This window comes from Streptomyces tremellae, assembly GCF_039540215.1.
Taxonomy (GTDB): Bacteria; Actinomycetota; Actinomycetes; order Streptomycetales; family Streptomycetaceae; genus Streptomyces; species Streptomyces tremellae.
This window is the reverse complement of sequence record NZ_BAABEP010000017.1, coordinates 52,354-71,336: the sequence shown is the minus strand read 5'-3', so window position 1 is coordinate 71,336 and position 18,983 is coordinate 52,354. Positions and strand designations below refer to the sequence as shown.

17 protein-coding genes are annotated in these 18,983 nt (G+C 72.1%); 14 read left to right on the top strand and 3 right to left on the bottom strand.

The annotated features are described in order from the left end of the window. Positions 1-105 precede the first annotated feature (105 nt). The 14 genes from pyrR (at position 106) to ABEA77_RS14755 (ending at position 14,995) form a co-directional block, all read left to right on the top strand. Positions 106-684 carry a bifunctional pyr operon transcriptional regulator/uracil phosphoribosyltransferase PyrR gene (gene pyrR, locus ABEA77_RS14820; protein WP_345646695.1) on the top strand — a complete coding sequence of 193 codons (579 nt, stop codon included), beginning with the start codon at positions 106-108 and terminating at the stop codon, positions 682-684. 100 nt (positions 685-784) lie between these two features. Continuing rightward, the gene (locus tag ABEA77_RS14815; protein WP_345646569.1) at positions 785-1,819 is read left to right on the top strand and encodes an aspartate carbamoyltransferase catalytic subunit; all 1,035 of its coding nucleotides are present in this window, start codon (positions 785-787) and stop codon (positions 1,817-1,819) included. Then, complete coding sequence (locus ABEA77_RS14810) at positions 1,816-3,111, top strand: dihydroorotase (protein WP_345646567.1); 1,296 nt, start codon at positions 1,816-1,818, stop codon at positions 3,109-3,111. Before ABEA77_RS14815 ends, ABEA77_RS14810 begins: the two co-directional genes overlap by 4 nt. After that, positions 3,108-3,746, top strand: coding sequence for a PH-like domain-containing protein (locus ABEA77_RS14805; protein ID WP_345646565.1), 639 nt, complete (start codon positions 3,108-3,110; stop codon positions 3,744-3,746). The genes ABEA77_RS14810 and ABEA77_RS14805 overlap by 4 nt, the downstream gene beginning before the upstream one ends. Further along, on the top strand, positions 3,743-4,891 hold the full coding sequence (gene carA, locus ABEA77_RS14800) for a glutamine-hydrolyzing carbamoyl-phosphate synthase small subunit (RefSeq protein ID WP_345646562.1): 1,149 nt from the start codon (positions 3,743-3,745) through the stop codon (positions 4,889-4,891). The genes ABEA77_RS14805 and carA overlap by 4 nt, the downstream gene beginning before the upstream one ends. Further along, positions 4,884-8,201 (top strand): carbamoyl-phosphate synthase large subunit, encoded by a 3,318-nt coding sequence (carB, locus tag ABEA77_RS14795; RefSeq protein WP_345646559.1) that lies wholly within the window; start codon positions 4,884-4,886, stop codon positions 8,199-8,201. The genes carA and carB overlap by 8 nt, the downstream gene beginning before the upstream one ends. Before the next feature lie 8 nt (positions 8,202-8,209). Next, a complete protein-coding gene (locus ABEA77_RS14790) occupies positions 8,210-9,322 on the top strand; it encodes a quinone-dependent dihydroorotate dehydrogenase (RefSeq protein WP_345646556.1) in 1,113 nt (370 codons plus the stop codon). Next, positions 9,319-10,176 carry an orotidine-5'-phosphate decarboxylase gene (gene pyrF, locus ABEA77_RS14785; RefSeq protein WP_345646554.1) on the top strand — a complete coding sequence of 286 codons (858 nt, stop codon included), beginning with the start codon at positions 9,319-9,321 and terminating at the stop codon, positions 10,174-10,176. The genes ABEA77_RS14790 and pyrF overlap by 4 nt, the downstream gene beginning before the upstream one ends. 219 nt (positions 10,177-10,395) lie before the next feature. After that, entirely contained in the window at positions 10,396-10,719 is a 324-nt protein-coding gene (locus tag ABEA77_RS14780; protein ID WP_345646552.1) for an integration host factor, read from the top strand. 38 nt (positions 10,720-10,757) lie between these two features. Further along, the gene (gene gmk, locus ABEA77_RS14775) at positions 10,758-11,321 is read left to right on the top strand and encodes a guanylate kinase (protein WP_345646549.1); all 564 of its coding nucleotides are present in this window, start codon (positions 10,758-10,760) and stop codon (positions 11,319-11,321) included. Positions 11,322-11,432: 111 nt separating this feature from the next. After that, a complete protein-coding gene (gene rpoZ, locus ABEA77_RS14770) occupies positions 11,433-11,705 on the top strand; it encodes a DNA-directed RNA polymerase subunit omega (RefSeq protein ID WP_030907161.1) in 273 nt (90 codons plus the stop codon). A 196-nt stretch (positions 11,706-11,901) separates the two neighbouring features. Further along, a complete protein-coding gene (gene coaBC, locus ABEA77_RS14765) occupies positions 11,902-13,113 on the top strand; it encodes a bifunctional phosphopantothenoylcysteine decarboxylase/phosphopantothenate--cysteine ligase CoaBC (RefSeq protein WP_345646545.1) in 1,212 nt (403 codons plus the stop codon). 284 nt (positions 13,114-13,397) lie between these two features. Then, positions 13,398-14,621: a methionine adenosyltransferase gene (gene metK / locus ABEA77_RS14760; RefSeq protein WP_345646544.1), complete on the top strand. Its 1,224-nt coding sequence runs from the start codon at positions 13,398-13,400 to the stop codon at positions 14,619-14,621. Between the two features lie 74 nt (positions 14,622-14,695). Beyond that, entirely contained in the window at positions 14,696-14,995 is a 300-nt protein-coding gene (locus ABEA77_RS14755; protein ID WP_345646542.1) for a YciI family protein, read from the top strand. Positions 14,996-15,062: 67 nt separating this feature from the next. Here ABEA77_RS14755 and ABEA77_RS14750 read toward each other — a convergent pair whose 3' ends face one another. The 3 genes from ABEA77_RS14750 to ABEA77_RS14740 are packed head-to-tail and all read right to left on the bottom strand — an operon-like array spanning position 15,063 to position 18,978. After that, positions 15,063-16,220, bottom strand: coding sequence for a hypothetical protein (locus ABEA77_RS14750; protein WP_345646539.1), 1,158 nt, complete (start codon positions 16,218-16,220; stop codon positions 15,063-15,065). After that, positions 16,217-18,202 (bottom strand): hypothetical protein, encoded by a 1,986-nt coding sequence (locus ABEA77_RS14745; RefSeq protein ID WP_345646536.1) that lies wholly within the window; start codon positions 18,200-18,202, stop codon positions 16,217-16,219. Before ABEA77_RS14745 ends, ABEA77_RS14750 begins: the two co-directional genes overlap by 4 nt. Further along, positions 18,199-18,978 carry a toll/interleukin-1 receptor domain-containing protein gene (locus tag ABEA77_RS14740; protein WP_345646533.1) on the bottom strand — a complete coding sequence of 260 codons (780 nt, stop codon included), beginning with the start codon at positions 18,976-18,978 and terminating at the stop codon, positions 18,199-18,201. Before ABEA77_RS14740 ends, ABEA77_RS14745 begins: the two co-directional genes overlap by 4 nt. Positions 18,979-18,983: the final 5 nt, after the last annotated feature.

Genomic DNA, 18,983 nt, shown 5'->3' with positions numbered 1-18,983 from the left:
CCGAGGGGCGCCGTACCGCCACTGGTAGGATGCATGGCGCAATCATGACGTCCTTTAACGTCCGTCCCGTGAGGCGGAGAAGGAGGTCCGTTCTCCATGAGTTCCATGGACGCAGACAGCAGTACGCAGCACCCTCAGGGGGGCGCGCCCGCACGGCCAGTCCTGGAGGCGCCCGACATCGCCCGGGTGCTCACCCGCATCGCCCACGAGATCGTGGAGCGCGCCAAGGGCGCGGGCGATGTGACCATCCTCGGCATCCCCACCCGCGGTGTGTTCCTCGCCCGCAGGATCGCGGCCAAGCTGGAGGAGATCTCCGGCCGTGCGGTGCCCGTCGGCTCGCTCGACATCACCATGTACCGCGACGACCTGCGGATGCGGCCCGCGCGCGCCCTCGCGCGCACGGACATCCCCGGCGACGGCATCGACGGCAGGCTGGTCGTCCTCGTGGACGACGTCCTCTTCTCCGGCCGCACCATCCGCGCAGCGCTCGACGCGCTCGGCGACATCGGCCGCCCCCGCGCCGTGCAGCTGGCGGTCCTCGTCGACCGGGGCCACCGCGAGCTGCCCATCCGCGCCGACTACGTCGGCAAGAACCTCCCGACCTCCCTCAGGGAGACCGTCAAGGTCCAGCTCAGCGAGATGGACGGGCGCGACACCGTCCTGCTCGGCACGGGCGAGGGCTAGGCACCCGCGGGCCCCAGGGCCGAACCCCGTCCCGACCTGCCACACGGCAGCGGGCGCGCCGCCGCGCGCCCGCGCACCAGACCCACCGGAGCACACCGAGATGCTGCGTCTCCCCGGGGCGAGCCCCCGGACACCAGGCCACCTGATCTCCGCCGCCGACCTCACCCGCGACGACGCCGTCCTGATCCTCGACACGGCCGAGGAGATGGCCCGCGTCGCCGACCGGCCGATCAAGAAGCTGCCGACGCTGCGCGGCCGCACCGTCGTCAACCTCTTCTTCGAGGACTCCACCAGGACGCGCACCTCCTTCGAGGTCGCGGCCAAGCGGCTCTCCGCCGACGTCATCAACTTCTCCGCCAAGGGGTCGTCGGTCTCCAAGGGCGAGTCCCTGAAGGACACCGCGCTCACCCTTGAGGCGATGGGCGCGGACGCCGTCGTCATCCGGCACGGCGCCTCCGGCGCCCCCTACCGGCTCGCCACCTCGGGCTGGATCGACGGCGCCGTCGTCAACGCGGGCGACGGCACCCACGAGCACCCCACGCAGGCCCTGCTCGACGCGTTCACCCTGCGCCGCAGGATCGTCGGCGCCGACGAGGGGCTCGGTCGCGACCTCGAAGGCGTCCGGGTCACGATCGTCGGCGACGTCCTGCACAGCCGCGTCGCCCGCTCCAACGTCCTGCTGCTGCACACCCTGGGTGCCAGGGTCACGCTCGTCGCCCCGCCCACCCTGGTGCCCGTCGGCGCCGACCGCTGGCCCTGCGACGTCTCCTACGACCTGGACGACGCGCTGCCCGGCAGCGACGCCGTGATGATGCTGCGCGTCCAGCGCGAGCGCATGAACGCGGCCTTCTTCCCCACCGAGCGGGAGTACTCACGCCGCTACGGGCTCGACGCCGACCGCATGCGCCGCATGCCAGAACACGCCCTGGTGATGCACCCGGGCCCGATGAACCGCGGCATGGAGATCACCGCCGAGGTCGCCGACTCCCCGCGCGCCACCATCGTGGAGCAGGTCGCGAACGGCGTCTCCATCCGCATGGCCGTCCTGTACCTGCTGCTCGGCGGCAACGGACCGGCCGTCGCCACGACCCGCCAGAGCGCCACCGACACCAGCGTCACCGAGGAGAGCAAGTGAGCACGAACACCACCCTGATCCGGGGCGCACGGATCCTCGGCGGCGAGCGGCGGGACGTCCTGGTCGAAGGTGAGACGATCAGTCGCGTCGGCACAGGGCTCGACGCCGGCTCCGCCGCCGTCGTCGTCGACGCCGGTGGCCTGGTCCTGCTGCCCGGCCTCGTCGATCTCCACACCCACCTGCGCGAGCCGGGCCGCGAGGACTCCGAGACGGTTCTCACCGGCACGAAGGCCGCGGCGAAGGGCGGCTTCACCGCCGTCCACGCCATGGCCAACACCTTCCCCGTCGCCGACACCGCGGGCGTGGTCGAGCAGGTCTGGCGGCTCGGCCTCGCCTCCGGCTACTGCGACGTGCGGCCCGTCGGCGCCGTGACCGTCGGCCTTGAGGGCAGGCAGCTCGCCGAGCTCGGCGCCATGCACGACTCCGCTGCGCAGGTCCGGGTCTTCTCCGACGACGGCAAGTGCGTGGACGACGCCGTGATCATGCGGCGCGCCCTGGAGTACGTGAAGGCCTTCGACGGGGTCGTCGCCCAGCACGCCCAGGAGCCGCGCCTGACCGAGGGCGCCCAGATGAACGAGGGCGCCGTCTCCGCCGAGCTCGGGCTCGGCGGCTGGCCCGCCGTCGCCGAGGAGTCGATCATCGCCCGCGACGTGCTGCTCGCCGCACACGTCGGCTCCCGCGTGCACATCTGCCACCTCTCCACCGCGGGCTCCGTGGAGATCGTGCGCTGGGCCAAGTCCAAGGGCTGGAACGTCACCGCCGAGGTCACCCCGCACCACCTGCTCCTCACCGACGAGCTGGTCCGCTCCTACGACCCCGTCTACAAGGTCAACCCGCCGCTGCGCACCGACGCCGACGTGGTCGCCCTGCGCGAGGCGCTCGCCGACGGCACCATCGACTGCGTCGCCACCGACCACGCGCCCCACCCGCACGAGGACAAGGACTGCGAGTGGGCCGCCGCCGCCATGGGCATGGTCGGCCTGGAGACGGCCCTGTCGGTGGTGCAGGAGACCATGGTCGACACCGGTCTGCTCGACTGGGCGGGCGTCGCCGACCGGATGGCGTACCGCCCGGCCGCCATCGGCCGGGTCACCGGCCACGGCCGGCCCGTCGCCCCTGGCGAGCCCGCGAACCTGGTCCTCGTCGACCCGGCATACCGTGGAGCGGTGGACCCCGCGGACTTCGCCTCCCGCAGCCGCAACAGCCCGTACGCGGGCCGTGACCTGCCGGGGCGCGTCACCCACACCTTCCTGCGGGGCAAGGCCACGGTCACCGACGGGAATCTGGCATGACATCTGCGCACCTCACCGCCCTCCTGCCCGCCGCCACCCTCGCCGAGGGAAAGCACTCGGCGCCCGTGACGGACTGGAGCGGCCGCATCGGCTGGGTCATCGGCCTGGCTATCTTCATCGCGCTCGTCTACTGGCTGATGCGCCAGGGCTGGAAGTGGCGCGGCAGCCTCCAGTCGGACCTGCCCGAGCTGCCGGCCGTGCCCGCAGAGCAGGGCGCGGTGGAGCTGACCATGACCGGCCGCTACCACGGCTCCACCAGCGCGGGGCAGTGGCTCGACCGCATCGTCGCCCACGGCCTCGGCGCCCGCAGCCGCGTCGAGCTGACCCTCACCGACGCGGGACTCGAAGTCGTGCGCCCCGGCGCGAACGACTTCTTCGTGCCCAAGGACAAGCTGCGCGAGGCCCGCCTCGACAAGGGCATCGCGGGCAAGGTCCTCGCCGAGGGCGGACTGCTGGTCGTGACCTGGGAGCACGGCGGCAGGCTCCTCGACTCCGGCTTCCGCTCCGACCGCTCCGCCGAGCACACCGCGTGGGTGAGCGCGATCAACTCCCTCCGCCCTCTCGACGCGCCTCTGGACGCGGCGGACCGCCGCGCCCCCGCCACGACCGCCACAACGGAAGGCCCCGCACGATGACCGCCTCGTCCACCCGGGGAACCGCCCTCAGCCAGGCGTCCCCCGCCGTACTCGTCCTGGAGGACGGCCGCACGTTCCGCGGCCGCGCCTACGGGGCCGTGGGGGAGACCTTCGGCGAGGCCGTGTTCTCCACCGGCATGTCCGGCTACCAGGAGACCCTCACCGACCCCTCGTACCACCGCCAGGTCGTCGTCATGACGGCCCCGCACGTCGGCAACACCGGCGTCAACGACGAGGACCGCGAGTCCCGCAGGATCTGGGTCTCCGGCTACGTCGTGCGCGACCCCGCGCGCACCCCCTCGAACTGGCGCTCCCGCCGCACCCTCGACGACGAGCTCACCGAGCAGGGCGTCGTCGGCATCAGCGGCGTCGACACCCGCGCCCTCACCCGCCACCTGCGCGAGCGCGGCGCCATGCGGGTGGGCATCTTCTCCGGCGACGCGCTCGCCGACGAGGCGGCGCTCCTCGACCGGGTGCGCCGCGCCCCGCAGATGGCGGGCGCCGACCTGTCCGCCGAGGTCACCACCGCGGAGCCGTACGTCGTGCCCGCGATCGGAGAGAAGAAGTTCACCGTCGCCGCCCTCGACCTCGGCATCAAGGGCATGACCCCGCGGCGCATGGCCGAGCGCGGCATCGAGGTGCACGTCCTGCCGGCCACCTCCACCGTGGAGGAGGTCTACGCGGTGCGTCCCGACGGCGTCTTCCTCGCCAACGGACCGGGGGACCCGGCCACCGCCGACCTCACCGTCGTGCGGGCCGTGCTGGAGCGCGGCACCCCGCTGTTCGGGATCTGCTTCGGCAACCAGCTCATCGGGCGCGCCCTCGGCTTCGGCACGTACAAGCTGAAGTACGGCCACCGCGGCATCAACCAGCCCGTCCAGGACCGCACGACGGGCAAGGTCGAGGTCACCGCGCACAACCACGGCTTCGCCGTCGACGCGCCGCTCGACCGGGCCACCGAGACGCCCTACGGCCTCGCCGAGGTCACCCACGTCTGCCTCAACGACGACGTGGTCGAGGGGCTGCGGCTGGTCGACCGGCCCGTCTTCAGCGTGCAGTACCACCCCGAGGCGGCCGCGGGCCCGCACGACGCCGCGTACCTGTTCGACCGCTTCACCAAGCTCATGGAGGACCAGCGTGCCTAAGCGCACCGATATCCAGTCCGTCCTGGTCATCGGATCGGGACCGATCGTCATCGGCCAGGCCGCTGAGTTCGACTACTCGGGCACCCAGGCGTGCCGCGTCCTGCGCTCCGAGGGCCTGCGGGTCGTCCTCGTCAACTCGAACCCGGCGACGATCATGACCGACCCGGAGATCGCCGACGCCACCTACGTCGAGCCGATCACCCCCGAGTTCGTCGAGAAGATCATCGCGAAGGAGCGCCCCGACGCGCTGCTCGCCACCCTCGGCGGCCAGACCGCACTCAACACCGCGATCTCGCTGCACGCCGCGGGCACCCTCGACAAGTACGGCGTCGAACTGATCGGCGCCAACGTCGAGGCGATCAACAAGGGCGAGGACCGCGACCTCTTCAAGGACGTGGTGGAGGAGGTGCGGCGCAAGATCGGCCACGGCGAGTCCGCCCGCTCGGTGATCTGCCACTCCATGGACGACGTGCTGGCGGGCGTCGAGGAGCTCGGCGGCTACCCCGTCGTCGTGCGCCCGTCCTTCACCATGGGCGGCGCGGGCTCCGGCTTCGCGCACACCGAGGAGGACCTGCGCCGCATCGCGGGGCAGGGCCTGATGCTCTCGCCCACCACCGAGGTGCTCCTGGAGGAGTCCATCCTCGGCTGGAAGGAGTACGAGCTTGAGCTGATGCGCGACCGCAACGACAACGTCGTGGTCGTCTGCTCCATCGAGAACTTCGACCCGATGGGCGTCCACACCGGCGACTCGATCACCGTCGCGCCCGCGATGACGCTCACCGACCGCGAGTACCAGACCCTGCGCGACATCGGCATCGCCGTGATCCGCGAGGTCGGCGTCGACACCGGCGGCTGCAACATCCAGTTCGCGGTCAACCCCGAGGACGGCCGGGTCATCGTCATCGAGATGAACCCGCGCGTCTCCCGCTCCTCCGCGCTCGCGTCCAAGGCCACCGGCTTCCCGATCGCGAAGATCGCCGCCAAGCTGGCCGTCGGCTACACGCTCGACGAGATCCCCAACGACATCACCGAGCAGACCCCGGCGTCCTTCGAGCCCACGCTCGACTACGTCGTCGTCAAGGTGCCCCGCTTCGCGTTCGAGAAGTTCCCGGCCGCCGACTCCACCCTCACCACCACCATGAAGTCGGTCGGCGAGGCCATGGCGATCGGCCGCAACTTCACCGAGGCGCTCCAGAAGGCGCTGCGCTCGCTGGAGAAGGCGGGCAGCCAGTTCGACTTCGCCGGCGACGCCGCCGGGCTCGACAAGGCCGCCCTGCTGGAGGCCGCCGGCACCCCCACGGACGGCCGCATCAACACCGTGATGCGCGCCATCAGGGCGGGCGCCACCCAGCAAGAGGTGTTCGACGCCACGAAGATCGACCCCTGGTTCGTCGACCAGCTGTTCCTGATCAAGGAGCTGGCCGACGAGATCGCGGCCGCCGCCGAACTCACCCCCGAACTGCTCGCCGCGGTCAAGCGGCACGGCTTCTCGGACGCGCAGATCGCCGCGCTCCGCGGCCTGCCCGAGGCCGTCGTCCGCGAGGTGCGCCACGCCCTGGGCGTCCGGCCCGTCTACAAGACCGTCGACACCTGCGCGGCCGAGTTCGCCGCCAGGACGCCGTACTTCTACTCCTCCTACGACGAGGAGAGCGAGGTCGCGCCCCGCGAGAAGCCCGCGGTGATCATCCTGGGCTCGGGGCCCAACCGCATCGGCCAGGGCATCGAGTTCGACTACTCCTGCGTCCACGCCTCCTTCGCGCTGCACGACGCCGGATACGAGACCGTCATGGTCAACTGCAACCCGGAGACCGTCTCCACCGACTACGACACCTCCGACCGGCTCTACTTCGAGCCGCTCACCCTGGAGGACGTGCTGGAGATCGTGCACGCGGAGACCCAGGCGGGCCCGGTCGCCGGCGTCGTCGTCCAGCTCGGCGGCCAGACCCCGCTCGGCCTCGCCCAGGCGCTCAAGGACAACGGCGTGCCCGTCGTCGGCACCTCGCCCGAGGCCATCCACCTCGCGGAGGACCGCGGCGCCTTCGGCCGCGTCCTCGCCGAGGCCGGGCTGCCCGCGCCCAAGCACGGCACCGCCACGTCCTTCCCCGGCGCCAAGGCCATCGCCGACGAGATCGGCTACCCCGTCCTCGTCCGGCCCTCGTACGTGCTCGGCGGCCGCGGCATGGAGATCGTCTACGACGAGAGCCGCCTCGCCTCGTACATCGAGGAGTCCACGGAGATCAGCCCGACCCGGCCCGTCCTGGTCGACCGCTTCCTCGACGACGCCATCGAGATCGACGTCGACGCCCTCTACGACGGCACCGAGCTCTACCTCGGCGGCGTGATGGAGCACATCGAGGAGGCCGGCATCCACTCAGGCGACTCCGCGTGCGCCCTGCCCCCCATCACGCTCGGCGGACACGACATCAAGCGGCTGCGCGCCTCCACCGAGGCGATCGCGCGCGGCGTCGGCGTACGCGGCCTGATCAACATCCAGTTCGCGCTCGCCGGCGACATCCTCTATGTGCTGGAGGCCAACCCGCGCGCCTCCCGCACCGTGCCCTTCACCTCCAAGGCGACGGCCGTCCCGCTCGCCAAGGCCGCGGCCCGCATCTCCCTCGGCGCCACGGTCGCGCAGCTGCGCGAGGAGGGGCTGCTGCCCAGCGGCGGCGACGGCGGCGACCTGCCGCTCGACGCGCCGATCTCCGTCAAGGAAGCCGTGATGCCGTGGTCGCGCTTCCGCGACATCAAGGGCCGCGGCGTCGACACCGTGCTCGGCCCCGAGATGCGCTCCACGGGCGAGGTCATGGGCATCGACTCCGTCTTCGGCACCGCGTACGCGAAGTCACAGGCCGGGGCGTACGGGCCGCTGCCCACCAAGGGCCGCGCCTTCATCTCGGTCGCCAACCGGGACAAGCGCTCGATGATCTTCCCGGCGCGCGAACTGGTTGCCCACGGCTTCGAGCTGCTCGCGACCTCGGGCACCGCGGAGGTCCTCAGGCGCAACGGCATCAACGCCACCGTCGTGCGCAAGCAGAGCGAAGGCGAGGGGCCGAACGGCGAGCGGACCATCGTCCAGCTCATCCACGCGGGCGAGGTCGACCTCATCGTCAACACCCCGTACGGCACCGGCGGCCGGCTCGACGGCTACGACATCCGCACCGCCGCCGTCGCGCGCGCCGTGCCCTGCCTGACGACCGTGCAGGCGCTCGCCGCCGCCGTCCAGGGCATCGACGCGCTCAACCACGGCGGGGTCGGCGTCCGCTCCCTCCAGGAGCACGCCGAGCACCTGACCGCCGCGAGGGAGGACTGAGGCGCCGCATGTACGCTCTCCTCTTCCGCCTCGTCTTCCGCCGCATGGACCCCGAGCGCGCGCACCGCCTGGCCTTCCGGTGGATCAGGCTCGCCGCGCGCGTCCCGGTGCTGCGCACGTACGCGGCCGCGGTCCTCGCGCCCCGCTACCCGCAGCTGCGCACCGAGGCGCTCGGGCTGCGGATGCACGGCCCCTTCGGGCTCGCCGCGGGCTTCGACAAGAACGCGGTGGCGATCGACGGCATGGCGATGCTCGGCTTCGACCACGTCGAGATCGGCACCGTCACCGCGCGGCCGCAGCCCGGCAACCCGCCCACCCGGCTGTTCCGGCTGGTCCGCGACCGCGCCCTGATCAACCGCATGGGGTTCAACAACGACGGCTCCGCGGCGGTGGCGGCGCGCCTCGGCGCGCGGCGGCCCGTGTTCCGCACGGCCGTCGGCGTCAACATCGGCAAGACCAAGGCGGTGCCGGAGTCCGAGGCCGTCGCGGACTACGTCACCTCCGCGGAGCGCCTCGCCCCGCACGCCGACTACCTGGTCGTCAACGTCAGCTCCCCGAACACGCCCGGCCTGCGCGACCTCCAGGCGGTCGGCCATCTGAGGCCGCTGCTGACCGCGGTGCGGGAGGCCGCGGACCGCGCCGTACCGGACCGGCGCGTCCCGCTGCTGGTGAAGATCGCGCCCGACCTCGCGGACGAGGACGTCGACGCCGTCGCCGATCTCGCCGTCGAGCTGGGGCTCGACGGGATCATCGCCACCAACACCACCGTCGCCCGCGACGGCCTCGGCCTCTCGTCGCCGCCCGCGCTGACCGCCGAGACCGGCGGCCTGTCGGGCGCGCCGCTCAAGGAGCGCTCCCTTGAGGTCCTGCGCCGCCTGTACGCGAGGGTCGGCGACCGGGTCACCCTGGTCGGCGTCGGCGGCGTGCAGGACGCGGAGGACGCCTGGCAGCGCATCCTGGCCGGCGCCACCCTGGTGCAGGGCTACAGCGCCTTCATCTACGAGGGACCGTTCTGGTGCCGCGCCCTCCACAAGGGCCTCGCCGCGCGCCTCGCGGCAGGGCCGTACGCGACCCTCGCCGACGCCGTCGGCGCGGACGTCAGGAAGGCGGCGACCGCATGAGCCGGGCAGAGCCCTTCGGCGCGCGGCTGCGGCGCGCCATGGACACCCGCGGCCCGCTCTGCGTGGGTATCGACCCGCACGCCTCGCTGCTGAGCGCCTGGGGCCTCGGCGACGACGTGGCGGGCCTCGAACGCTTCGCCCGTACGACGGTCGAGGCGCTGGCGGACCGGGTCGCCGTGCTGAAGCCGCAGTCGGCCTTCTTCGAGCGGTTCGGCTCCCGGGGCGTCGCCGTCCTGGAGCGCACCGTCGCCGACGCGCGCGCCGCGGGCGCGCTGGTCCTCACCGACGCCAAGCGCGGCGACATCGGCTCCACGATGGCCGCCTACGCCGCGACGTACCTGGACGCCGGCTCCCCGCTGTTCTCGGACGCGGTCACGCTCTCCCCGTACCTCGGCTTCGGATCGCTGCGGCCCGCGCTCGACCTGGCCGCGGCGAACGGCGCCGGCGTGTTCGTACTGGCGCTGACCTCCAACCTGGAGGGGGCGGAGGTACAGCGCGCCACGGCCCCCGACGGGCGCACGCTCGCGCAGGTGGTGCTCGACCACATCGCGGCGGAGAACGCGGGTGCCGAGCCCCTCGGCCCGGTCGGCGCCGTGGTGGGCGCGACCCTCGGCGACACGGGCGCCGACCTCGACGTGAACGGCCCGCTGCTCGCGCCCGGCATCGGCGCCCAGGGCGCGACCCCCGCGGACCTGCCGGCGGTCTTCGGCGCCGCGGTGGACCGTGTCGTGCCCAGCGTGAGCCGCGGAATCCTGCGCCACGGCCCCGGTAAGGGGCAGCTGAGGGAGGCAGCGGAGCGGCTCCGTGACGAGGTGAGGGCGGCCGTGGACCACCGGAATGAGGGGTTCAGGTAAAACCTGGAGTCGAAAAGAGGTGGAAAATGTCGGAAATGTACCGGTCGGGCGATGCTGACCAGGGACTTTTCATCTGTTCTCGCTGACTCCGGCGGTCTTGGCCGATAGTCTCCCCACCAGAGCCAACGAGCAGAGCGTTGCCCGTTGCTCGCCTGGTGCGGGACGGCAGTCCCCGCGCCGGTCCGTATCCGACAGTTCGACATCCGAGGTGACGTAGGCGTGGCTCTTCCGCCCCTTACCCCTGAACAGCGCGCAGCCGCGCTCGAAAAGGCCGCCGCGGCTCGCCGGGAGCGGGCCGAGGTCAAGAATCGACTCAAGCACTCCGGCGCCTCCCTCCATGACGTCATCAAGCAGGGCCAGGAGAACGACGTCATCGGCAAGATGAAGGTCTCGGCGCTGCTGGAGTCGCTGCCCGGCGTCGGCAAGGTCCGCGCCAAGCAGATCATGGAGCGTCTCGGCATCTCAGAGAGCCGCCGGGTGCGCGGCCTCGGCTCCAACCAGATCGCCTCCCTGGAGCGCGAGTTCGGCAGCACCTCCGCGTGACGTTTCCGGGCACCCCCGGGAACCTGGATAATCGCTGCATGGCAGCAGAGGCACGGCAGCGGCTGACCGTGCTCTCCGGACCCTCAGGGGTCGGCAAGAGCACGGTCGTCGCCCATATGCGCAAGGCTCATCCCGAGGTGTGGCTCTCGGTGTCGGCCACGACCAGGAAGCCACGCCCCGGGGAGCGCCACGGCGTCCAGTACTTCTTCGTGACGGACGACGAGTTCGACAAGCTCGTCGCCAACGGGGAACTGCTGGAGTGGGCGGAGTTCGCCGGGCACCGCTACGGGACGCCCCGGGCCCCGGTCATGGACCGCCTCGAGGCCGGTGAGCCGGTGCTGCTGGAAATCGACCTCCAGGGCGCCCGGCAGGTGAGGGACTCCATGGCGGACTCGCGGCTGGTCTTCCTCGCCCCGCCCGACTGGGACGAGCTGGTCCGCAGGCTCACCGGGCGGGGCACCGAGCCCGCCGACGTGATCGAGCGCAGGCTGGCCGCCGCCAGGGTCGAGCTCGCGGCCGAGTCCGAGTTCGACACCACCCTGGTCAACACCTCCGTCGAGGACGTGGCGCGCGAGCTGCTAGCCTTGATGGAAGTGTCCTGATTCAGAGCCCGCGCGCGACCGTGCGGGCGTCCCCGCGCGGACGTGACGGTGCCGGTGTGACCGGGCGGCCGTGGCCGCGCAATCTCGATTCATTCTTCGGAAGGCCAGAGAGTGTCCTCTTCCATGACCCCGCCCGAGGGCATCATCAACCCGCCGATCGACGAGCTGCTTGAGGCCACGGACTCCAAGTACAGCCTGGTGATCTACGCGGCCAAGCGGGCGCGCCAGATCAACGCGTACTACTCGCAGCTCGGTGAGGGCCTGCTGGAGTACGTGGGCCCCCTCGTGGACACCCATGTGCACGAGAAGCCCCTCTCGATCGCCCTGCGGGAGATCAACGCGGGCCTGCTGACGTCCGAGGCCATCGAGGCCCCGGCGCAGTAGGAGCGCGGACGCCCAGCGGTACCGCGAGTGCCGCGGAGGCGCGGCAGGACCGCGGACCCACCGCGTGCGAGTCGGTCCTATGATCGACACGTTGTCCACAGGCCCGGCAGACGACTGCCGGGCCTGTGGTGTGTCATGGGAGCAGGAGCGGCGGGCGCGGACCGCCGCCCCGCGCGAGAGTGTCGGAGCGGGAGGCATGGTGGACAGGCCGAGGGTCGTTCTGGGCGTGGCGGGCGGCATCGCCGCGTACAAGGCGTGCGAGCTGCTGCGCAGGCTCACCGAGTCGGGGCACGACGTCACGGTCGTGCCGACGGCCTCGGCCCTGCACTTCGTGGGGGAGGCGACCTGGTCGGCGCTGTCGGGCCACCCGGTCTCCACCGAGGTCTGGAGCGGGGTGCACGAGGTGCCGCACGTGCGCATCGGCAAGGCCGCCGACCTCGTCGTCGTCGCCCCCGCCACCGCCGATGTGCTGGCCAGGGCCGCGCACGGCCTCGCCGACGACCTGCTGACCAACACCCTGCTGACCGCGCGATGTCCGGTCGTCTTCGCCCCCGCCATGCACACGGAGATGTGGGAGCACCCCGCCACCAGGGAGAACGTGGCGACACTCCGCCGGAGGGGCGCCGTCGTCATCGAGCCGGCCGTCGGCCGGCTGACCGGTGTCGACACGGGCAAGGGGCGGCTGCCCGACCCCGGCGAGATCTTCGAGGTGTGCCGCGCGGCGCTGACCCGAGGGGCGCTCCCCGCCGACCTCGCGGGCCGCCATGTGGTGGTCAGCGCGGGCGGCACCCGCGAGCCGCTCGACCCGGTGCGCTTCCTCGGCAACCGCTCGTCGGGCAAGCAGGGCTTCGCCCTGGCGCGCACGGCGGTGGCGCGCGGCGCGCGGGTCACCCTGATCGAGGCGAACACCGGCCTCCCGGACCCGGCCGGCGCCGACGTCGTCCACGTCGGCACGGCCCTCGAACTGCGGGACGCCGCGCTGAAGGCGGCCGCCGACGCGGACGCCGTGGTGATGGCAGCAGCCGTCGCGGACTTCCGGCCCGCCGCCTACGCCCAGGGCAAGATCAAGAAGCGGGACGACGCGGAACCCGGGCCGCTGGCGCTCGTGCGGAACCCGGACATCCTCCACCAGCTGGCCACGGAGCGTCCCGCGCAGGGGCAGGTCGTCGTCGGCTTCGCGGCCGAAACGGACGACGTCCTGGCCAACGGCCGCGCGAAGCTGCGCCGCAAGGGCTGCGACCTGCTCGTCGTCAACGAGGTGGGGGAGCACAAGACCTTCGGCGCCGAGGAGAGCGAGGCCGTGGTCCTCGCCGCGGACGGCGGTGAGACCCCCGTGCCGTACGGGCCCAAGGAGGCGCTCGCGGACACGGTCTGGGACCTCGTGGTGCCGCGGCTGCCCGTCCCGTGACGACTCTGTCCGCATGCTGGTCACTCGTCTCCAGGGGTGGACGGCGCGCCGAAGCGGATGCGACGCGGGAAAACCCGGCAAACCCCCGGACAGGCCGCGCGAGGGGCGTTCCGGCCCCGGGTAACGCAGACCACACCACGCTCACGGAGCGAGATGCCTGGACTCCGGGAGCGGGGTGACCGATAAACTGGCCCGAGAGTGCGGCAGGACGCAGCTCCGGCCGCACTCAAGCCGTCAATGATCAGCTGATCGAGTCAGCAGCCGCTGCAACCCCAGGGAGCGATGTGTCCCGCCGTCTCTTCACCTCGGAGTCAGTGACCGAGGGTCACCCCGACAAGATCGCTGACCAGATCAGCGACACCATTCTCGACGCACTCCTCACCGAGGACCCGGGTTCGCGCGTCGCCGTGGAGACCCTGATCACCACGGGCCTCGTGCACGTCGCGGGCGAAGTCACCACCAAGGCGTACGCCCCGATCGCCCAGCTGGTGCGCAACAAGATCCTGGAGATCGGCTACGACTCCTCCAAGAAGGGCTTCGACGGCGCGTCCTGCGGGGTCTCCGTCTCCATCGGCGCCCAGTCGCCCGACATCGCCCAGGGCGTCGACTCCGCCTACGAGCGGCGCGTCGCCGCGGGCGCCGAGGGCGCTGAGGTCGACGAGCTCGACCAGCAGGGCGCGGGCGACCAGGGCCTGATGTTCGGCTACGCCTGCGACGAGACGCCCGAGCTGATGCCGCTGCCCATCTACCTCGCGCACCGGCTCTCCCGCCGCCTGTCCGAGGTCCGCAAGAACGGCACCATCCCCTACCTGCGCCCGGACGGCAAGACGCAGGTCACCATCGAGTACGACGGCGACAAGGCCGTCCGCCTCGACACGGTCGTCGTCTCCTCGCAGCACGCCTCCGACATCGACCTGGACTCGCTGCTCGCCCCCGACATCCGCGAGTTCGTCGTGGAGCACGTGCTCCAGCAGCTCGTCGAGGACGGCATCAAGCTCGACACCGAGGGCTACCGGCTGCTGGTGAACCCCACGGGCCGCTTCGAGATCGGCGGACCCATGGGCGACGCGGGCCTCACCGGCCGCAAGATCATCATCGACACCTACGGCGGTATGGCGCGCCACGGCGGCGGCGCCTTCTCCGGCAAGGACCCGTCGAAGGTCGACCGCTCCGCCGCCTACGCGATGCGCTGGGTCGCGAAGAACGTCGTCGCCGCGGGCCTGGCCGCCCGCTGCGAGGTCCAGGTCGCCTACGCGATCGGCAAGGCCGAGCCGGTGGGCCTTTTCGTGGAGACGTTCGGCACCGCGACCGTCGACCACGAGAAGATCGAGAAGGCCATCAGCCAGGTCTTCGACCTGCGGCCCGCCGCGATCATCCGCGACCTCGACCTGCTGCGCCCGATCTACGCCAAGACCGCCGCGTACGGGCACTTCGGCCGTGAGCTGCCCGAGTTCACCTGGGAGCGCACCGACCGCGTCGACGCGCTCCGCGAGGCAGCGGGCATCTGACCGCGCCGCGTCACGTGCCACCGGGGCCCGGCCCTCCGCCACGGCGGGGCACCGGGCCCCGTTACGTTGGACCCATGTTCGTACTGGAACTCACCTACACCGCCCCCATGGACCGCGTCGACGCCGCGCTCGCCGACCACGTTGCCTGGCTCGACGAACACATCGCGGCGGGCCACGTCATCGCCTCGGGCCGCAAGGTCCCCCGCGACGGCGGCGTGCTCCTCGCCGTCGCAGAGGACCGCGCCGCGGCCGAACGCCTCGCCGCGTCCGACCCGTTCACCCGGGCCGGGGTGTGCACGTACCGCATCACGGAGTTCACCCCCACGAAGACGGCGGCCGGTCTCGCGGAGTACCGGGAAGCGGCACGCGGCTGACGCCCCGTGAGGTGCCGGTCCCTCCACGGCGCTGCCACCGCCCGGCGCCGCCCGGCCCCGCGGCAGGTCACAGGGGCGGCTCGACCTCCGGCGCGGCGCCGGGGCGCGGCCCCGCCCCGTCGGGCGACGTCCCGGCGGGCGACGGCGGGCCCGCGGCGCCGCCGGGGCCGCCCGCGCCCTCCTGCCCCTCAGGGCCTTCCGGGCCCGCGGGCCCCTCACGGACGAACCGGTCCCTGATCCGCTCCGCCTCCTCGGGGTCCTTGTGGGCCACGAAGTCCGCGACGACGCCCGCGACGATCACCAGGTCCCCCGGCGTCGCCACGGGACCCAGGTCCTCGACGAACCGGCTGAACACCGCGAACGCGCCCCCGTCGAACGCCTCCTCCGGATCCAGGGCCGGCGCGCCGTTCGGCTCGGCGAGTGCCGAGGCCAGGGAGGGGACGAAGCGGTGGAACCGCTCGGCGAGCTCCTCATTGTTGGCCGCGGCAGTCAACTCGGCCAGCAGGCCGATGTCCTGCACCGTCCTGTCGACCTTGTCGTCGTTGCGGTGCAGCGCCCACACCACCGCGCTCCCGGTGTCCTTGAGGACGTCCTCGCCGAGATAGGCGCGGCGGCTCTGCTCGTACTTGCGCTCGTGCTCCCACACCGCCTCGTTCTTGCGCACCTCGGCCAGCTTGACGAGCCGTTCCTGGTCGGCGTCCGACAGACACAGCCGCACGTCGACCGCCATCGCCTCGGCCCTGCCGTCCCGCACCGTGAACATCGTGCCCAGCGCTCCGTTCAGCTCGTGCTGTACGAGGGACGCCCTGGAGGGGTGCCTGGCCGCCGTGACCTCCTGCGCGCGGGTGAGGACGGCGTCGACGGCCAGCGCGCCCGGGTTGACGAGCGGAGCGTGGTCGGGCCCGCTGACCGGGCACCAGCGGACGGTCGCAGAGAAGAGGAAGTCGTAGTCGGGGAGCACGCTGGGGAGGGCGACGTCCCGCACCCGCACCTCGCGCCGCTCGACCGGGGGGATCGGGAGGTCCGGCTCCGCGAGCAGGTGCCGGGGGAACCGCTCGGTCCTGCGCCGCGCCACCGCCCCGCCCGCCGACAGGAGCACGGCGACCCCGCAGGCGCCCAACCCCCAGGCCCACAGCGGCCAGCGGGCGCAGAAGCCCACGAGTGCCAGGACGAGAGCCCCGAGCAGGGTCAGGAAGACGGACACGGTCTTGGTTCCGGAACTCATGGCGTGGAGGTCCCTCGTGCGCGGGCGGCTCGGTGCGAGTGGGTTTCCTTGACCCGCCGCAGGACCGCGCCGGGCAGCGCGGACGCCGCGGCATCCTCCGCGGGGCGCGTGGCCGCCCAGCGCAGGGCCGCCTGGTAGAGCAGCCCCTGCGCGGAGCTGCGGCCCCGGCACGCGTCGAGGAGCACGTCCACCAGGCCGAGGGCGTCGCCGTCCCGTGCGGCCGCATCGAACCAGCCACGTGCGCACGGGAACCACCGGCCGGCGTCGAGGCACGCGAAGGCCCCGGCCCAGCCGGTGGCCAGGTCGGCCCGGACGGCGGGATCCACGGCGAGCGGACGGCCCTCGGCCCCTGAGCCGCCGTGGACGTGCGGTGAGTCCACGCAGCGGAGGAAGAGTTCCGCGTCGGGCACCCGGTGGCGTTCCTCGTCGGAGCTGTGTGTGAGCCGTCCGAGAAGGAAGCGCAGGAGCCGCCGCCCCTCGCCTGCCAGCCCCATGAGCGCGTCACCCGCCACCGTCCCCGGCGCCTCGCGCCGCGCCAGATGGTGCAGGCGGACGACGGCGGCGAACGGGTGGTGCACGGCCAGGTCGCCCCGGCAGACCGCAACGAGAACCTGCCGTTCGGGCCGCGTCAGTGTTTCCTGTCTCGCTCGCCTGAGGAGATAGGCCCTGAAGTCGGCAGCTGCCGCGCGGTCGCTGAGTGCGGCGCTGAGTACGCCGACCGCAGCGCGCTGCTCGCGGGGGTTCGAGGACTTCGACCAGTACTCCGACAGCCTTTCCAGATCGGCGTGGTGGCCCTCCCGCAGCGAATGCGCGGCGAACCGGTGCACCAGTGCCTCACGCTCGGGGCCGTCGAGACGCGGCAGGAGCAGGATCTCCTCGACCCACGCGCGCAGAGTGCCTCTGAGATCCGGGAAATCACGCCAGATTTGACGGCTGAGAGCGTCCGCTAGGCCGCGGTCCGCGAAGTGCACACGACCTGCGGCGTCGATTTCGACCTTGATGGCGCCGAAGCGCACAGACAGGGGACGGGCGGCCAGCACGAGAGGCGGTCCCGCCTCGCCGCCTGCGCGCCTGTGCAGGGCGCTCGCCGCCTCGTGCACGGCATCACTACGTGCCCCCTCCATGAGGGCCGATGCGACGAGCAGCCCCCGCGTCCGGGAATCGCGTACGGTGCCGAGCAGCACAGCGGCGTCCCCGGACCGGTCGCGCAGCGCGTCGACTGCCATGTCGCACGCGGCGTCGAACGGCGTGCCGTCAGCGACCGCCTCGGACACCACACGTGCGAAGCCTGCAACGTCGTCGAGCGAGTGACAGTCATCGACAAATTGCTTTAGCGACGCTGGAAGGGGAACCGTCTCACGCTCACTGTTGCCGGACAGACGCAGGAAGCGTCTGACGACCCTGATTTCGGCATCCGGAGGACGTGTGATCGTGACCGCCAAGTGGGCCACGGAAGAGGGGAGCCCGCGCGCCGCGCTCGTGGGGAGGATCACCACCAGCGCCGCTCTCCGCTGCTTGAGCAGGCCGAGGACCGACGAGAGCTCGCCCTCGAACCCTTGTGTGCTGGTGAGGGGCGCGCCGGACAGGTCCAAGAGCAGGCGGTCGTATTCACCGATCCGCTCGGGGTCGAACAGCCGTTGTCGCGTATCGTCATGGACGATCTCGTGGAAGGTAACCCTGCGCGGGGCATGGTTGCGCAGTAGTACCTGGGCCGTGGCGGTACGCCCCGTACCCGGCGCACCGTCCAGCAGGACCACTCCCTCCTCCTCCAGCCTTCGGTGCGCCCTGGCATAGCCTGTGGGCGGCTCGAAGCGGGGAAGCAGGTGGAGCAGGTGATCCTTGGCGACCTGTCCGGGAGTACGGCCGGCGTGGTCCCTGGCCAGGGCTTCGACAGCGGCGCGGGTCATCTCGACGATGTACTGGTTGCCGGACCCCGCGTGCAGGTTGCCCGCCGTCCCGACGGCCGTCATGGCGACGCTCACCGATCACCGTCCCGGTCCCGCTCACCGCGGTAGAACGTGTTGGTGTTGCCGCTTCCTCCCGACTGGTCCCCGGCCACGTAGGAGGAGCCGTCACCGAGGCGCGGCGCGTGCTGCGGGGCGGTGTTGTGCTGGTCGCCCGAGCCGCTGTTGACGTGCCCCGCCCGGCCGATGGACGTCGTGTTGGTGTGGGTGCTGGTATCGATGTCGCCCGTGTCGCGGGTCTGGATCAGCGTCCCGCTGCCGGTGTTGTCGCCCGCGGCGTTGTGGACCGAGCCGCTGGGCTTGTCCTCCCTCTGCCCGGCCTCCCGGTCGGATTCGCGGAGCGCGGGGACCATGTCGGAGAGGTAGTCGCCGATTTCCGCCAGGTCGTGCCTGGAGTCGTAGGCGCGCAGGCGCATCGCCTGGATCTCGGCGAGGCGCGCCAGCTCGGGCGGCAGTTCCGCCGCCTTGAGCCAGGGCGTCTTGTCGACCAGTACGGGCAGTACCGTGATGCCGCGCTCCAGGGCTTCGAGCAGCTCACGCCGTACCCAGTCGTCCTCGCGCCGCAGCAGCGGCGACGCCGCCCAGCCGTCGCCGACGACGGCGATGCAGACGGAGGACGCGTGCAGCGCGTCCATGAGCCCGGTGGGGAAGGGCTGGCCGGGCGTCAGAGTGCTCCCGTCGCGGAATGCGCGGCCCTCGCCGAACCGCTTCGTGATGTTCTCGTACAGCTGTCCGGCGACGTGCTCGCCGTCCTTGGTGCGGTAGTTGATGAAGACATCGGCTTTGTAGGGCATGGCGG

Bases quoted from the DNA above. Each gene is read 5' to 3' on its own strand.
- ABEA77_RS14755 (WP_345646542.1), top strand. From the start codon at position 14,696: ATGTTCGTACTGGAACTCACCTACACCGCCCCCATGGACCGCGTCGAC.
- coaBC (WP_345646545.1), top strand. From the start codon at position 11,902: ATGGTGGACAGGCCGAGGGTCGTTCTGGGCGTGGCGGGCGGCATCGCC.
- ABEA77_RS14740 (WP_345646533.1), bottom strand. From the start codon at position 18,978: ATGCCCTACAAAGCCGATGTCTTCATCAACTACCGCACCAAGGACGGC.
- ABEA77_RS14805 (WP_345646565.1), top strand. From the start codon at position 3,108: ATGACATCTGCGCACCTCACCGCCCTCCTGCCCGCCGCCACCCTCGCC.
- ABEA77_RS14750 (WP_345646539.1), bottom strand. From the start codon at position 16,220: ATGAGTTCCGGAACCAAGACCGTGTCCGTCTTCCTGACCCTGCTCGGG.
- pyrF (WP_345646554.1), top strand. From the start codon at position 9,319: ATGAGCCGGGCAGAGCCCTTCGGCGCGCGGCTGCGGCGCGCCATGGAC.
- ABEA77_RS14790 (WP_345646556.1), top strand. From the start codon at position 8,210: ATGTACGCTCTCCTCTTCCGCCTCGTCTTCCGCCGCATGGACCCCGAG.
- ABEA77_RS14815 (WP_345646569.1), top strand. From the start codon at position 785: ATGCTGCGTCTCCCCGGGGCGAGCCCCCGGACACCAGGCCACCTGATC.
- gmk (WP_345646549.1), top strand. From the start codon at position 10,758: ATGGCAGCAGAGGCACGGCAGCGGCTGACCGTGCTCTCCGGACCCTCA.
- pyrR (WP_345646695.1), top strand. From the start codon at position 106: ATGGACGCAGACAGCAGTACGCAGCACCCTCAGGGGGGCGCGCCCGCA.
- carA (WP_345646562.1), top strand. From the start codon at position 3,743: ATGACCGCCTCGTCCACCCGGGGAACCGCCCTCAGCCAGGCGTCCCCC.